A 13,522-nucleotide genomic window follows, 5' to 3' on the forward strand; every position below is an offset into this window, starting at 1 on the left:
GGTGAACTCTCCTGCCATCACGATCGATGGACTGACCAAGCGCTTCGGTGCGGTCGCCGCGGTCGACGACCTGTCCTTCACGGTCGCGCCGGGACGCGTGACCGGTTTCCTCGGCCCGAACGGTTCGGGCAAGACGACCACCCTGCGGATGCTGCTGGGTCTCGTCGAACCGACGGCCGGACGCGCACTCATCGGCGACCGCCCGTATCGGCAGATCCGCCGGCCCGCACAGGAAGTCGGGGCGGCACTGGAGGCCTCGAGCTTCCACCCGGGCCGCACGGGACTGTGGCATCTGAAGGCTCTGGCCCCACAGGTAGGGGTGTCGACGGCGCGGTGCCGGGAGGTGCTGGACTTCGTCGGGCTCACCGAGGCCGCGGACCGCCGGGTCGGCGGCTATTCGATGGGTATGCGCCAGCGCCTCGGCCTGGCAACGGCATTGCTCGGTGATCCCCGGGTCATCATCCTCGACGAACCGGCGAACGGCCTCGACCCCCAGGGCATCGTCTGGCTACGCGGACTCTTCCGATCGCTGGCTCACGAAGGTCGGACAGCGCTCCTCTCGAGTCACGTTCTGGCAGAGGTGCGCAGCACCGTCGACGACGTGGTGGTCATCAGCAACGGTCGACTCGTCCGGGCGTCGACCCTCACCGAGTTCGAGGACCTCGCCGTCCACGCGGTCAGGGTCCGCACCCCGAGCCCCGCGTCGTTCGTGGCCCTGGCACGCGAGCGCGACTGGCGGATCGAGGACGCCCCCGGCGGCTTCCGCGTGCACGGTGTCGACACCGCGACCGTCGGCTCCGCCGCATTCGGCGCCGGTATCGAACTGCATGAACTCACCGACGCCGGTGCCGATCTCGAGACCGTGTTCCTGCACCTGACCGGTTCGCCCACACCGTCGATGGGAGCTGTGCGATGAAGGCGGCACTGGTCGCGGAGTACCGCAAGTTCGTCTCCACCCGGATGTGGTGGGTGCTGCTCATCGCCATGGTCGGCTATCTGGCGTTCATCGGTGCGGTCCTTGCCTTTTCGATGACCGCGGAGGACGCCATGAACCAGCCGGTGCTGCTGTCGGGCGGCGATCTCGCGCGGTCGATCTACGCGTTGACCTCTCCGATCGGCTACGTGTTCGCCCTGGTCATCGGCAGCCTGGCGGTGACCGGCGAGTTCCGCCACAAGACCATCACCGCCAGCCTCCTGGTCGAACCACGGCGCGGAGTCCTGTTGTCGGCCAAGCTGATCGCGGGCATTCCGATCGGCGCACTGTACGGCATCCTCGGCACGCTCGCGGTCGTGGCGACCGTCGCCCCGATCCTCGCCATCCTCGGCGACGGCGCCTTCCTCGGCGATGGCTCGACCATCGAGGTCATCGCCCTGTCGATGCTCGTGATGGTGCTGTGGACGGCGATGGGCGTCGCCTTCGGCGCGGTGGTGTCCAACCAGGTGGCCGCGATCGTCATACTGCTGGCGTTCACCCAGCTCGTCGAGCCGATCGCCCGGATCGCCCTGGCCTCCTTCGACGCCACCACGTCGGTGTCGAAGTTCCTCCCGGGTTCGGCTGCCGATGCCCTGGTGGGTACAACCTTCTTCGCCAGCATGGGCGAGGGCGCCTCGGATCTCCTCCCCCAGTGGGCGGGGGCCGTGGTGATGCTGGTCTACATCGCGGCGTTCGCCGTCGTCGGCCGGCTCACGACCCTGCGACGCGACGTCGCCTAGGCGGCCAACCTCTTCGCCTGCCCCGCTCGTTGCGATCAGATCACAACACCTGTCCCTCCAGTCACATCTGCCCCATACTCGGCAGGTCGACCGATCGCCGACGAGGGGATGCCGCATGCAACGACGCCGAACACTGACCGGGGCCGCGGGTGCGGTCGGAGCGTCCCTCGTCGCGCTTGCGCTCATCCCGGGTGTTCCGTCGGCGCTCGCCGACGACGACACCGCGCGCATCGTGTCGACGACGGCGTTCGACGGCCGCGAGCGACTCGAGGTCTGGTCGCCGTCGATGGGCCGCGAGATCACCGTCGACGTCCAGCATCCGGCGGGTGACACCAAACGGCCCACGCTGTACATGCTCGACGGCGCCGAAGCCCACGACGAGGAGTCGGGCTGGTACGCGATGACGGATCTGCAGAAGCTGGCCGCCGGCGAGAAGCTGACGGTCGTGACGCCGGTCGGCGATCCGCACAGTTATTACACCGATTGGCGCACAGTCGATCCCGGCGTCGGCAAGAAGTACATGTACGAGACGTTCCTGACCCAGGAACTGCCCCCGCTGATAGACGATGAGTTCGACGGCAACGGGCGCAACGCCATCGCCGGGGCATCGATGGGCGGGGTCGCGGCACTGACCCTCGCGACCCGACGGCCCGCGCTGTACAGCGGAGTGGCCGGTTACAGCGACTGCGCCAACATCTCGAGCCCGCAGAACCAACTGCTCACCCGGTGGGACGTGAGCCGCGGCGGCGGTGATGCGACCAACATGTGGGGCCCGTTCGGCGATCCGGAGTGGAGCGCGCACGATCCCTATGTGAACGCGGAGAAGCTCCGCGGCAAGACCATCTACATGTCGTCGGGCAACGGCGTCCCCGGCCGGTACAACAACCTGGTCGCCGACCCGATCGGCGAGACCGTCCAGGGCATCATCGGCGAGTTCGGCAGCTGGTCCTGCACCGGACAGATGAGCAACCGCCTGTCCCGGCTCGGCATCCCCTACACCACCAACCTGCGGCCCAGCGGAACCCACAAATGGGGGTACTGGAAGGACGAGCTGCACGTGTCCTGGCCGATCCTGATGCGCTCGGTCGGATTGCGCTGACACCCGCCGGCCGAGTAGGTCCGAGGCGCCAGCCGAGGACCGTATCGAGGTCAGGCCGGCCGCGGGATCGCAGCCGACACACTCTGTCCGATCCACGACGGCACCTCACGGGCGACCTCCGCCGGGGCGGTGATCTCGGCACGATCGGTGCTCAGCGCGTACCGCCAGTCGATGTCGCCGCGCCAGATCTCGGTGAGGGTTCTCAAATCGGTCACGACGGTGGCGTCGACCTCGTAACCGGGATCGAAGTCACACACCTGCGCGTCGTCCCCCGTGACCACCAGACTTCTTCAAGGCTTACTACGGCCCGACGATCGTGACCTACCGGAACATCGCCGACGACCCGACCCGCGTCGCCGAACTCGACACCGCCATCGCCGAGCTCGCCGACCGCTACTTCACCGACGGCCACATGGAGTGGGAGTACCTGCAGGCGGTGCTCACCGTCGTCTGACCCCGCCCTCGCAGAGTCACTCGGCGTATTCGACGACGAGCGGCGCGTGATCCGACAGCCGCAGTTCGGGCGCGGGTTCCTTGTCGACCTCGACCCGCTGCGCCCGACGCGCGAGTCCGGGTGTCGCGAGGTGGTGGTCGATCCGCCAGCCGACGTCCTTGACGAAGGACTCCCCCGCCCAGCTCCACCAGGTCAGCGGCCCCGGTCGGTCGCCGTGCAGCGCACGCACCACGTCGACGAGGCGGCGCGGACCGGTGATCTCACCGAACCACTCCCGCTCCTCGGGCAGGAAGCCCTCCATCTTGCGAGCGGCGCGCCAGTTGGTGACGTCGTGTTCGAGATGGGCGACGTTGAGGTCACCGAGTAGCAGGAAATCCCGCCCGGCGCGTTGTGCCGCGAGCCGGTTGCGCTGCAGTTCGCGGGCGAACCCCGCCAGGAACCGTTGCTTGCGTGCATGTTTGGCGCCACCGTCGGGCTTCTCCCGCATCGAGCCGGGCCGCTGCAACTCCGCGGGCAGACCTCCCTTGGGTAGGTAGATGTTGGCGACGGTCAGCGGCCGGTCGGCCAGATCGACCTCGACGTACCGCCCCTCGTGTGCGAAAGCGTTCAGCCCGCGTGCCTTCGGCGGATGGGTCAGCCAGGTGCGCACCGCGGCAGGTGCCGTGCGCGTCAGGATCGCCACCCCGTTTCGTCCCGGGATCGTGCCGACGTCGATCGCTGCGGTGTAACCGGCGAACTCCCCGACGTCGTCGGCACCGCACCGCAGTTCCTGTAGGCCGGCCACGTCCGGGTTCCGCCGGATCAGCCAGTCGTCGAACCCGCGGCGCCGTGCCGCCCGAATCCCGTTGACGTTGAACGACGCAACGGTCAGGCCGGTGTCGCACACTCTCCCGCCCTCAGACATCGCGAACGTTCATCGGGGTCAGTGACGGCCGTTTGGGTTCACGGCCGTCGCCGAGGGAGACCCCGCGGAACTTGCGGATCAGCCATGGCGTGAAGAACTCCACCGCCCACCGGGTGTCACCGGCCAGGGCGGCCACCCGGTGCGGTGCCCGAGCGGGTGGCAGTGGGCTGCCCCAGTCTGCGGTGCTGTCGGGCAGACCGAGGGCGTGCGCGGCAGCGTCGGCGAACCGCTCATGTCCGAACGGCGAGGCGTGCAGGCGGTCCGACGACCACGACCGCGGATCGGTCAGCACCGGTGCAGCATGGAGGTCGACGAGGAGAAAGCCGTAGGTCGCGGCGAACCCGCGATTCATCTCGTTGAGCTCCAGCAGCCGGGCTTCCTTGCGGGCGGCGAACGGGATGGTGCGGACGATGTTCGGGAAGGTCGACACGATGACCGTGGCGCCCGAGCCCGCGAGCCGGCGATAGATCGTGTCGAGGTCTTCGTGCACCTGGGTGAGGTCGGAGCGGCCGATCACGTCGTTCATGCCGAGCGGTGCGGCGATGAGGTCCGGTCGCAGGGCCAGCGCCGGCTCGAGTTGATCTTCGAGAACCTGCCGCGTGCGTTTCCCGCGGATGGCCAGGTTGGCGTACTGCAGATCCGGGTTGAACGCCGCCATCCGCTCGGCGAGGCGGTCGGCCCAGCCGCGGAACTCCCACTCCGGGTGAGGGTCTCCCAGACCCTCTGTCTGACTGTCACCGATGGCCACGAAACGCGAGTACTGCACGGCGAAGATGATAATCCGCCGCCCCATCGGCCCTCTTGGCGGAAGCGGAGGGATTTGAACCCCCGGTGGTTTTACCCACGCTCGCTTTCAAGGCGAGTGCATTCGGCCGCTCTGCCACGCTTCCCTGAGAGGAAAGAGTACGTGAGGCTCTCCCGCGCAACATGACAGGCCCGACCCGATTCCCGCGGACGATCACGTCGCTGTGGAACCATCGACAGGGTGAAAGCCATCGTCGTCGAATCCGAGAACCTGTCCGTGCAGGACGTACCCGATCCGTCACCGGCTGTCGGTGAGGTGGTGATCGACGTGGTGGCGGCCGGTGTCAACCGTGCCGACATCCTCCAGCGGGCCGGCAACTACCCGCCGCCGCCCGGTGCGTCGGAGACGCTCGGCCTCGAGGTGTCCGGCCGGATCTCCGCACTGGGTGACCAGGTGGCCGGCTGGGCGGTGGGCGACGAGGTGTGCGCACTCCTGGCCGGTGGCGGCTACGCGGAGAAGGTCGCGGTTCCCGCCGAGCAGGTCATGCAGGTTCCGCGGGGCGTCGACCTCGTGTCGGCGGCCGCGCTGCCCGAGGTCGCGTGCACCGTGTCGTCGAATGTCTTCGACACCGCGCACCTGAGCACGGGCGAACTGCTCCTCGTCCATGGCGGGTCGAGCGGCATCGGCACCCACGCGACGCAGGTCGCGCATGCGATGGGCGCCCGGGTCGCGGTCACCGCCCGCACCCAGGCCAAGCTGGACCGGTGCCGCGAATACGGCGCCGAGATCCTGATCGACTACACGCGTGACGATTTCGCGCAAATCCTGAAGGACAACGGCGGCGCCGACGTCATCCTCGACATCATCGGCGCCAAGTACCTGTCGTCGAACCTCAAGGCACTGAGCACCGACGGTCGTCTCGTGATCATCGGGATGCAGGGCGGCACGAAGGCCGAACTCCCCATCGGCCTGCTGCTCGCCAAACGCCTGTCGGTGATGGGCACCACGCTGCGCGCCCGCCCGGTTCACGGTCAGGGTGGCAAGGCCCACGTGGTGGCGGCGACGGTGGCCCGCACGTGGCCGTTGATCGAGGACGGGAAGGTCAAGCCGGTCGTCGACCGCACCTTCCCGCTCGCCGACGCGGCTGCCGCACACGACCACCTCAACAGCGGTGACGCCATCGGGAAGGTGCTGCTGACGGTCGGATAGGTCAGATCGCCCCCGGCGCGGACTCCTCGTCGGGGGCGTCGACCGCCGCCCTGATCTTGCGGAAGGCCGTCCCCAGCGCGGCGAACTCTTCGGGACTCATCGCGTCGACGACGAACTTCCGGATGACCCGGTCGCGGAGGTGGACGTGGGCGGCGAGGGTCTGGCGGCCCCGGTCGGTCAGCTGGACGAGTCGATGCCGGCCGTCGGTCTTGGATTCGAGACGTTCGACGTCGCCGACCTCACTGAGCCGCGCGATCATGCGCGACACCGTGCTCACGCGCATGTGCACGGCGTCTGCGACCTCACTGACCCCCAGCTTCGGCGACAACTCGATCGCCTCCAGGATGCGGAGGTCCGACAGCGACAGCCCACGCTTCACGAACTCGTCGTTGACGCGCGCGAACAGCGCCCACCCCCCGTCGACGAGGTTGAGCCAGCTCTCGGCCTCGGCTGAGGTGAGTGACCGCGGAGGACCCGGGGCTCGATCTTCCTTCTTTCCCGACACAACAGGACAACCTACACTGGCATTAATTTGCTACGCGCAATAGTGAATACCGTGCGTAGCGGACTGTCCTCTGCTCAGGCGAGCGAACCAAGCGTCCGCACCAGGTGGTCGACCTCGTACGGCGTCGAATAAGGTGCGAGGCCCACCGTGACAGCACCCCCGAACTCCGGGGCACCCATCCGCACCAGCGCTCGGTTGGGGACGTCGGCGAGCGCGCACACGCCGTTGTCGGCGAGCCGGCGGACCACCTTGTCGGCACTGACGCCGTCGACCGTGAAGCTCACCAGCGGCACCCGGTTCTCCTCCGTGCCGACCACGTTGACGTGGTTGAGCTGGGTCAACGTCGTGACCAGGTAATAGGTCAACCGTTGCAGGTACTCGTAGACGCCGTCGAGCGAGGTGACCAGGCGCCGGCGGCGTTTCCCGATACCGTCCTCGTCCAGCCCGGCGATGTGTTCGACCGAGGCCACCAGACCGGCCAGCATCGACCCCTGATGCGGTTCGGGTTCGAGCCGGGCCGGGCCCTTGGCACCGGGATCCATCGACATCAGTCGCAGGCGGTCGATGACGTGGGGTTCGCGGAACACCATCGCCGACATCCGCGGACCGCCCCAGCGCTCGGCGGACACCACGAGCACGTCGGCGCCCAGCTCATGGATGTCCAAGGACAGGTAGGGAGCGGCGTTGGTGGCGTCGACGACGAAGAGCGCGCCCGCACCGCGGACCAGCGGCGTGATCTCGCCGATGTCCGTGATCGCCCCGGTCGTCGACGAGGCCAGGGTCACCGCGACGACCTCGGTCTCGGGCGTGATGAGGTCGCCGAACTGCCACGCGGGCAGGGCGCCGGTCTCCACGTCCACCTCGGCCCACCGGATGCGGCCGGCATACCGTTCGGCGGCCCGTACCCACGGGACGATGTTCGGCTCGTCGTCCTGCCGGGTCACCACCACGTCGCCGCGCAGGAACGCGTGCGGTGAGAGGGCCTCGGCCAGGCAGGCCAGCAGGGAGTAGCGCGACGGTCCGATGACCACTCCCGCGGCGTCGCCACCGACGAGGTCGGCGATCGCACGGCGGGCGCTGTCGGTGACCTCCGCGGTGGCACGGGCCGACGGGTACACCCCGCCGGGAGCCGCGGCCAGATGCCGGAAGCTGGTGGTCACCGCGGTGGCGACCGAATCCGGGACCTGCATCCCCGCCTGGGGGTCGAGGTGAATCCAGCCGTCGCCCAGCGATGGAATCAATCCACGCACATAGGCGACGTCGAAAGGCATGGCACGAGGATAGACGCCCGTCGTCGGGCCGATCATCGCGTCCGTCAAGTGCAGGGACTCGAACGATCGGCGTGCCCGAGAGGTCCCGGTCGGGGCGAATGGGCACAATGGAGACCATGGCAACGGATGGCACCCCAGGACCCGGTTCGATGCCCGGCCGCCCCTTTGGCGCCGGCGGCTCCGACGACGTGATCGTCGTGGGCGCAGGCGTGGACGAGTCGAAACCCGACGACGAGACGTCGGAGTCGTCGAGCCTCGCCGACATGGTCGAGCAGCCCGCCAAGGTCATGCGCATCGGCACGATGATCAAGCAGCTGCTCGAGGAGGTGCGTGCCGCTCCGCTCGACGACGCGTCGCGGAACCGGCTGCGTGAGATCCACCAGTCGTCCATCCGCGAACTCGAGGACGGTCTCGCCCCCGAGCTGCGCGAAGAGCTCGAGCGGCTCGCGCTCCCGTTCTCCGACGAGGGGACGCCGTCGGACGCCGAGCTCCGGATCGCGCAGGCCCAGCTCGTCGGCTGGCTCGAAGGACTGTTCCACGGCATCCAGACGGCGCTGTTCGCCCAGCAGATGGCCGCGCGCGCCCAGCTCGAGCAGATGCGACAGGGCGCACTGCCACCGGGCATGCCCGCACCCGGCGGAGCGCACAGCAACAGCCCCGGACAATACCTCTGAGGCCAGTACCTCTGAACCGGTCGACTCCTATCGCGGGTACGCTGACTCCTCGTGTCAGCGGTACTAGACGACGACGCGATACCCGCGCGTCCCGAGAGTTCTGAGTCGCGCACGTTCGCGCGCGGTGCCAAAGACCTCCGTGACGGTCTCGCCAGCCGCGAACTGTGGCTACATCTGGGTTGGCAGGACATCAAGCAGCGGTATCGCCGCTCGGTGCTCGGACCACTCTGGATCGTCATCGCGACCGGCGTCACCGCGATCGCGATGGGACTGCTCTACGGCGAACTGTTCGGCATGGACATCAAGGTGTTCCTGCCGTACGTCGCGCTCGGGTTCATCTTCTGGAACTTCATCCAGAGCTCGATCCTCGACGGTGCGGAGGTCTTCTCGAAGAACGAGGGGCTGATCAAGCAGCTGCCGGCGCCGGTCAGCGTGCACGTCTACCGCGTCGTGTGGCGGGCGTTGATCATCTTCGCGCACAACGTGGTGATCATCGTCGTGATCTTCCTGATCTTCCCGCCGCCCCTCGACTGGACCGTGCTGCTGGTGATCCCCGCCATCGGCCTCTACGTGCTCAACGCGATCTGGGTGTCCATCGTCTTCGGCATCCTGTCGACGCGGTTCCGCGACATCGGCCAGCTCCTCACCACGGTGGTCCAGCTGGTGTTCTTCATGACGCCGATCATCTGGACCACGTCCAGCCTGGGGAGCGCGACGGGCGAGACGTCGTCGCGGTTGAAGCTCGTCGAGCTGAACCCGATGTTCCACTACCTGGAGATCGCGCGCGGACCGCTGCTCGGCGAGCCGGTGGAGTTCTACCACTGGGCCGTTGTGCTGGGCTGCACCGCGGTCGGCTGGATTCTGGGCATGCTGGTGATGCGCAACTACCGCGCCCGCGTGGCGTACTGGGTGTAGGGACGAGACTGATGGCCAGAAACAACAACCTCGGGGACAACCGGGTCCGCGTCGACACGTGGGACGCGTGCGTCGACTTCCCGATCTTCGACGCCAAGACGCGTTCGCTGAAGAAGTCGGTGCTCGGTGCGGCGGGCGGCGTGATCGGCTCCAACGCGTCGAACGTGGTGGTCGTCGAGGCGCTCAAGAACATCAATCTGCACCTCAAGCACGGCGACCGCATCGGGCTGGTCGGTCACAACGGTGCCGGCAAGTCGACGCTGCTGCGTCTGCTGTCGGGCATCTACGAACCCACCCGTGGGGCGTGCCGGGTGCATGGCCGCGTGGCTCCGGTCTTCGATCTCGGCGTCGGCATGGACCCGGAGATCTCCGGCTACGAGAACATCATCATCCGCGGCATGTTCCTCGGCATGACCCGCAAGGAGATGCTGAAGAAGATCGACGACATCGCAGAGTTCACCGAGCTCGGCGACTATCTGCAGATGCCGCTGCGGACCTACTCCACGGGTATGCGCGTACGCATCGCACTGGGTGTCGTGACGTCGATCGATCCGGAGATCCTCATCCTCGACGAGGGCATCGGCGCAGTCGACGCCGACTTCATGCGCAAGGCCCGCGGTCGTCTGCAGTCGCTCGTCGAACGCTCCGGAATCCTGGTCTTCGCCAGCCACTCCAACGAGTTCCTCGCGCAGCTCTGCGATCGGGCGCTGTGGATCGACAAGGGCGAGGTCCGCATGGAAGGCGGCATCGAAGAGGTCGTCGGCGCCTACGAGGGCCCGGGGGCCGCGGCTCACGTCCGCGAGGTGATCGCGCAGGTCAAGGCCGACGCCGAGGGCACGGCTCAGTGACCCAGGTCCGGCCGGAGACGGTGATCGCGGTGGTGGTGACCCACCGCCGCGTCGAACTGCTCGCCGAATCCCTGGCCGTGGTGTCCGGACAGGACCGGCCCGTCGATCACCTCATCGTCGTCGACAACGCCGACGAACCCGAGGTCGCCGAACTCGTTGCGGCTCAGCCGGTTCCCACCACCTATCTCGGTTCGCAGCGCAACCTCGGCGGCGCTGGCGGCTTCGCGCTGGGTATGCTCCACGCACTCGCTCTCGGCGCCGACTGGGTCTGGTGCGCCGACGACGACGGGCGGCCCGACGGGCCGGCGGTGCTCTCGACGCTGCTCGACTGCGCGAAGCGTCACGACCTCGACGAGGTGTCACCGGTCGTCGCCAACCTCGACGATCCCGACACCCTCGCCTTCCCGCTGCGCCGCGGACTCGTGTGGCGCCGCAAGCGTTCTGAGCTCTTTTCCGACGCCGGGAGCGGAGCGAGCGGGTCGAATGTTGCCGACGGTGAAGCGCAAGAGGACGATCTGTTGCCCGGCATCGCCTCGCTGTTCAATGGCGCTCTGTTCTCGGCGGAGTGCCTCGAGCAGGTCGGCGTCCCCGACCTCCGGCTCTTCTTCCGCGGCGACGAGGTCGAGGTGCACCGGCGCCTGGTGCGTTCCGGTGTGAAGTTCGGGACCTGCCTGCGCGCCGGCTACCTGCATCCGGACGGGTCCGCCGAGTTCCGGCCGATCCTGGGCGGCCGCATGCACACCCAGTACCCGGACAACGACGTCAAGCGTTACTTCACCTACCGCAACCGCGGCTACCTGATGAGCCAGCCCGGCATGCGCAGGCTGCTCCCCCAGGAATACGCCCGCTTCGGCTGGTTCTTCCTTGTGCAGCAACGTGATCCGAAGGGGTTCGCCGAGTGGGTGCGACTCCGGGGGCTGGGCCGGCGGGAGCGATTCACGCGCCCCTGAGGCGCCCCCAGAATTGTTGAGGCAGTTGGTCCCGTATACCGAGACCAACTGCCGCAACTCTTCTAACGCCCGGCACGCGGGGTCATGCCGAGCGCGACCACGCCGCCGACCACCCCGATCGCGGCCAGCGCCCACCACGCCGACACGAAGGCGTCGCGCACGTCGTCGTAGATCACCGCGGTACCGACGATCGCGACGAACAGGCTGACTCCCAACGACATTCCGACCTGGCGGCTCATGTTGACGACCGCACTACCGGTGGCCGCCTGATGTGCAGGCAGATCGGCGGTCGCGGAAGACAGGATCGACGGCAGCGCGAATCCCACGCCGACGCCGCCGATGAGCCAGCCCGGTAGCATCTCGGTCGCGAAATCCGGGGTGGCGTCGACCGACAGCGCGACCATCGCGATCCCGACGGCGAACAGGACGCACCCGGCGGCCACGATGACACCCACCGGGACCCGTGAGCTGAGGCGGTCGGCGACGGCGGCGAAGATCGGGACCATAAGCGGTCCGGTGGACACGGCCAGCCCGGTGGCGATCGCCGAGAATCCCCAGACCTGTTGCAACCACAGGATGTTGGCGAGCAGAGCGCCGGCGAACGGGATCGAGAAGAGCAGCATGGCGATGTTGGCGGAGGAGAACGTGCGAATCCGGAGCAGTGCCGGATCGATGACCGGTTCGGCGTGGCGTCGTGAACTCAACACGAACCCGGCGAACGCCATCAGCGCCACGATCCACGCGCCGGTGATCCGGGGGTCCGACCATCCCCAATCGCTGCCCTGAACCAGGCCCAGGGTCAACGCCCCCACCGAGACCACCAGCAGCGCAGCCCCCAGCGCGTCGGGAAACGCTGTCACAGCGTCGTTTCGGGAGCGCACGAGGATGATCGCACCCGCGACCAGTGCCGCGATGCCCACCGGGATGTTCACCAGGAACACCCACCGCCACGACGCCTCGACCAGGACACCACCGACCGCGGGGCCGAACGCGGCGGCGAGCGCGCCGGTCGCCGCCCAGATCTTCACCCCACGGGCACGACGCTCCGGCGGCAGCGTCGACACCACCAGCCCGAGACTGACCGGCGTCAGGATCGCCGCACCGACGGCCTGCAGCGCACGGAACGCGATCAGCCACCAAACTCCCTGAGCCGCAGCGCACGCCGCACTCGCGACCGTGAAGAGTGCGAGACCGAACAGAAAGCCGCCCTTACGCCCGTAACGGTCGACGATCCGCCCCGCCGGAACCAGCAGCGCCGCGTAGAGAATCGCGTAGGCGTTGGGGATCCAGGACATCTGGGAAAGGGTCGAGCCGTCGAAGTCCGAACTGATGTCGTCGAAGGCGACGTTGACGATGAACACGTCCAGGCTGGCCATGAACGCGGCGCCGGACAAGATGAGGAGTGTGAGCCCGGGCCGGGCGAGAGTCGATGACGCAGCGGGCGAGCCGATTTGGGTCGGTGTGGTGGTCATCGGGCGGACCACCCGACGACGCGGCGACTCTGGCGGGCGGAGGCGAGGAGCCGGCCGCCGCGGTCACGGAGGGTGGTGTCGTCGACGGACCAGCCGCCCGAGGTCGAGATGTTGCGGGTGTGCACCAGGACCGGTGCGGGTTCGGGGTCGTCAAGCGGCGCCGTGATGTGCATGGAGAAGGCGACGGTCGGGATGGCGAGCGGCGCGGCCAACGTGGGGAAGACCGCAGGCGGCAGACAATCGGCCAGCAGACCGAGGTACGCGGCGTCGAGCGCCATCGGAGTACGTGTGACGATCCATGCGCGCATCCACGCCTCGTCCGCGCCGGTGAGCGGCAGCGGACCGTCGACCGGACGAAGGTCGAGGTGACCGCCCATGGGGACGATCTCCGGCGGGATGCTGAACTGCGCGAGCCCCTCCGGACCCGGCACCGGCTCCGCGACGTCAACGATGTCGCCGTCATCGGCCTCGCCGACCCGTCCCGCCGTCACCGATGCGACCCCGATCTCGGCGGTTCCCTGGGTCACGGCAACGTCGACGATCCGCGTGTGACGTCCGACCTCGCGCACCGATGACGTCAGGAGAATCTCACCGCCGGCCGGTTTGCCGACGAACCGCAGGTCCACCGTCCGGACCGACGCCCCCGGGACCGCGTCGGCCGCGACGCGCACCGCCAGCGCGACGATCGCACCGCCGAACGGGCCCGACCATCCCCACCAGCTCCGGTCGATCGTCGCCGCCTACTTCCCGCGGCCGACTCGTA

General features: G+C 68.3%; 14 protein-coding genes, 1 tRNA gene and 2 pseudogenes. 9 read left to right on the forward strand and 8 right to left on the reverse strand.

Annotation, left to right across the window (positions count from 1 at the left end; all coding sequences use genetic code 11):
* Nucleotide 1 precedes the first annotated feature (1 nt).
* The 3 genes from IHQ52_RS03020 (at nt 2) to IHQ52_RS03030 (ending at nt 2,812) form a co-directional block, all read left to right on the forward strand.
* Nucleotides 2-916: an ABC transporter ATP-binding protein gene (locus IHQ52_RS03020; RefSeq protein ID WP_238064087.1), complete on the forward strand. Its 915-nt coding sequence runs from the start codon at nt 2-4 to the stop codon at nt 914-916.
* A complete protein-coding gene (locus IHQ52_RS03025; RefSeq protein WP_238064088.1) occupies nt 913-1,713 on the forward strand; it encodes an ABC transporter permease subunit in 801 nt (266 codons plus the stop codon). The genes IHQ52_RS03020 and IHQ52_RS03025 overlap by 4 nt, the downstream gene beginning before the upstream one ends.
* 115 nt (nt 1,714-1,828) lie before the next feature.
* Nucleotides 1,829-2,812: an alpha/beta hydrolase gene (locus tag IHQ52_RS03030; RefSeq protein ID WP_238064089.1), complete on the forward strand. Its 984-nt coding sequence runs from the start codon at nt 1,829-1,831 to the stop codon at nt 2,810-2,812.
* A 50-nt stretch (nt 2,813-2,862) separates the two neighbouring features.
* Here IHQ52_RS03030 and IHQ52_RS03035 read toward each other — a convergent pair.
* Nucleotides 2,863-3,096: pseudogene (locus IHQ52_RS03035) on the reverse strand (winged helix-turn-helix transcriptional regulator); the annotation flags it as partial.
* Between IHQ52_RS03035 and IHQ52_RS03040 the strand changes: the two are divergent.
* Nucleotides 3,096-3,266 (forward strand): annotated as a pseudogene (locus IHQ52_RS03040) (SAM-dependent methyltransferase); the annotation flags it as partial. The pseudogenes IHQ52_RS03035 and IHQ52_RS03040 sit on opposite strands and share 1 nt — an antisense overlap.
* A gap of 16 nt (nt 3,267-3,282) precedes the next feature.
* On the opposite strand, the gene IHQ52_RS03045 reads toward IHQ52_RS03040, so the two are convergent.
* From IHQ52_RS03045 to IHQ52_RS03055, 3 genes are all read right to left on the reverse strand, one after another.
* The gene (locus IHQ52_RS03045; RefSeq protein ID WP_191834663.1) at nt 3,283-4,170 is read right to left on the reverse strand and encodes an exodeoxyribonuclease III; all 888 of its coding nucleotides are present in this window, start codon (nt 4,168-4,170) and stop codon (nt 3,283-3,285) included.
* Nucleotides 4,163-4,936 carry an SGNH/GDSL hydrolase family protein gene (locus IHQ52_RS03050; RefSeq protein WP_238064090.1) on the reverse strand — a complete coding sequence of 258 codons (774 nt, stop codon included), beginning with the start codon at nt 4,934-4,936 and terminating at the stop codon, nt 4,163-4,165. The genes IHQ52_RS03045 and IHQ52_RS03050 overlap by 8 nt, the downstream gene beginning before the upstream one ends.
* A gap of 36 nt (nt 4,937-4,972) precedes the next feature.
* Nucleotides 4,973-5,060, reverse strand: a tRNA-Ser gene (locus IHQ52_RS03055).
* A gap of 95 nt (nt 5,061-5,155) precedes the next feature.
* On the opposite strand from IHQ52_RS03055, the gene IHQ52_RS03060 reads away from it, so the two are divergent.
* Nucleotides 5,156-6,124 carry an NAD(P)H-quinone oxidoreductase gene (locus tag IHQ52_RS03060; RefSeq protein ID WP_191834661.1) on the forward strand — a complete coding sequence of 323 codons (969 nt, stop codon included), beginning with the start codon at nt 5,156-5,158 and terminating at the stop codon, nt 6,122-6,124.
* A gap of 1 nt (nt 6,125) precedes the next feature.
* Here the strand turns inward: IHQ52_RS03060 and IHQ52_RS03065 are convergent, their stop codons facing one another.
* Both IHQ52_RS03065 and IHQ52_RS03070 read right to left on the reverse strand, forming a co-directional pair.
* Nucleotides 6,126-6,629: a MarR family winged helix-turn-helix transcriptional regulator gene (locus IHQ52_RS03065; protein WP_006438627.1), complete on the reverse strand. Its 504-nt coding sequence runs from the start codon at nt 6,627-6,629 to the stop codon at nt 6,126-6,128.
* A gap of 74 nt (nt 6,630-6,703) precedes the next feature.
* A complete protein-coding gene (locus IHQ52_RS03070) occupies nt 6,704-7,900 on the reverse strand; it encodes a cysteine desulfurase-like protein (protein ID WP_006438628.1) in 1,197 nt (398 codons plus the stop codon).
* Between the two features lie 116 nt (nt 7,901-8,016).
* On the opposite strand from IHQ52_RS03070, the gene IHQ52_RS03075 reads away from it, so the two are divergent.
* From IHQ52_RS03075 to glfT1, 4 genes are read left to right on the forward strand one after another with little or no spacing between them, the layout of a single operon-like run.
* On the forward strand, nt 8,017-8,574 hold the full coding sequence (locus IHQ52_RS03075) for a bacterial proteasome activator family protein (RefSeq protein ID WP_024498773.1): 558 nt from the start codon (nt 8,017-8,019) through the stop codon (nt 8,572-8,574).
* Nucleotides 8,575-8,625: 51 nt separating this feature from the next.
* A complete protein-coding gene (wzm, locus tag IHQ52_RS03080; RefSeq protein WP_191834660.1) occupies nt 8,626-9,489 on the forward strand; it encodes a galactan export ABC transporter permease subunit Wzm/RfbD in 864 nt (287 codons plus the stop codon).
* A gap of 11 nt (nt 9,490-9,500) precedes the next feature.
* Nucleotides 9,501-10,337, forward strand: a complete 837-nt coding sequence (gene wzt / locus IHQ52_RS03085) for a galactan export ABC transporter ATP-binding subunit Wzt/RfbE (RefSeq protein WP_006438631.1) — start codon at nt 9,501-9,503, stop codon at nt 10,335-10,337.
* Nucleotides 10,334-11,287 (forward strand): galactofuranosyltransferase GlfT1, encoded by a 954-nt coding sequence (gene glfT1, locus IHQ52_RS03090; RefSeq protein WP_006438632.1) that lies wholly within the window; start codon nt 10,334-10,336, stop codon nt 11,285-11,287. Before wzt ends, glfT1 begins: the two co-directional genes overlap by 4 nt.
* Before the next feature lie 62 nt (nt 11,288-11,349).
* On the opposite strand, the gene IHQ52_RS03095 is transcribed toward glfT1, so the two are convergent.
* Complete coding sequence (locus tag IHQ52_RS03095; protein ID WP_096274884.1) at nt 11,350-12,759, reverse strand: DHA2 family efflux MFS transporter permease subunit; 1,410 nt, start codon at nt 12,757-12,759, stop codon at nt 11,350-11,352.
* Entirely contained in the window at nt 12,756-13,490 is a 735-nt protein-coding gene (locus IHQ52_RS03100; protein WP_232513158.1) for an acyl-CoA thioesterase, read from the reverse strand. Before IHQ52_RS03100 ends, IHQ52_RS03095 begins: the two co-directional genes overlap by 4 nt.
* Nucleotides 13,491-13,522 lie beyond the last annotated feature (32 nt).

It is taken from the genome of Gordonia amicalis (genome assembly GCF_022059885.1).
GTDB classification, from domain to species: domain Bacteria; phylum Actinomycetota; class Actinomycetes; order Mycobacteriales; family Mycobacteriaceae; genus Gordonia; species Gordonia amicalis.

Excerpts from the sequence above, each read along its gene's own strand:
- IHQ52_RS03025 (WP_238064088.1), top strand. The coding sequence starts at position 913 with ATGAAGGCGGCACTGGTCGCGGAGTACCGCAAGTTCGTCTCCACCCGG.
- IHQ52_RS03030 (WP_238064089.1), top strand. The coding sequence starts at position 1,829 with ATGCAACGACGCCGAACACTGACCGGGGCCGCGGGTGCGGTCGGAGCG.
- IHQ52_RS03045 (WP_191834663.1), bottom strand. The coding sequence starts at position 4,170 with ATGTCTGAGGGCGGGAGAGTGTGCGACACCGGCCTGACCGTTGCGTCG.
- IHQ52_RS03070 (WP_006438628.1), bottom strand. The coding sequence starts at position 7,900 with ATGCCTTTCGACGTCGCCTATGTGCGTGGATTGATTCCATCGCTGGGC.
- IHQ52_RS03075 (WP_024498773.1), top strand. The coding sequence starts at position 8,017 with ATGGCAACGGATGGCACCCCAGGACCCGGTTCGATGCCCGGCCGCCCC.
- wzt (WP_006438631.1), top strand. The coding sequence starts at position 9,501 with ATGGCCAGAAACAACAACCTCGGGGACAACCGGGTCCGCGTCGACACG.
- IHQ52_RS03095 (WP_096274884.1), bottom strand. The coding sequence starts at position 12,759 with ATGACCACCACACCGACCCAAATCGGCTCGCCCGCTGCGTCATCGACT.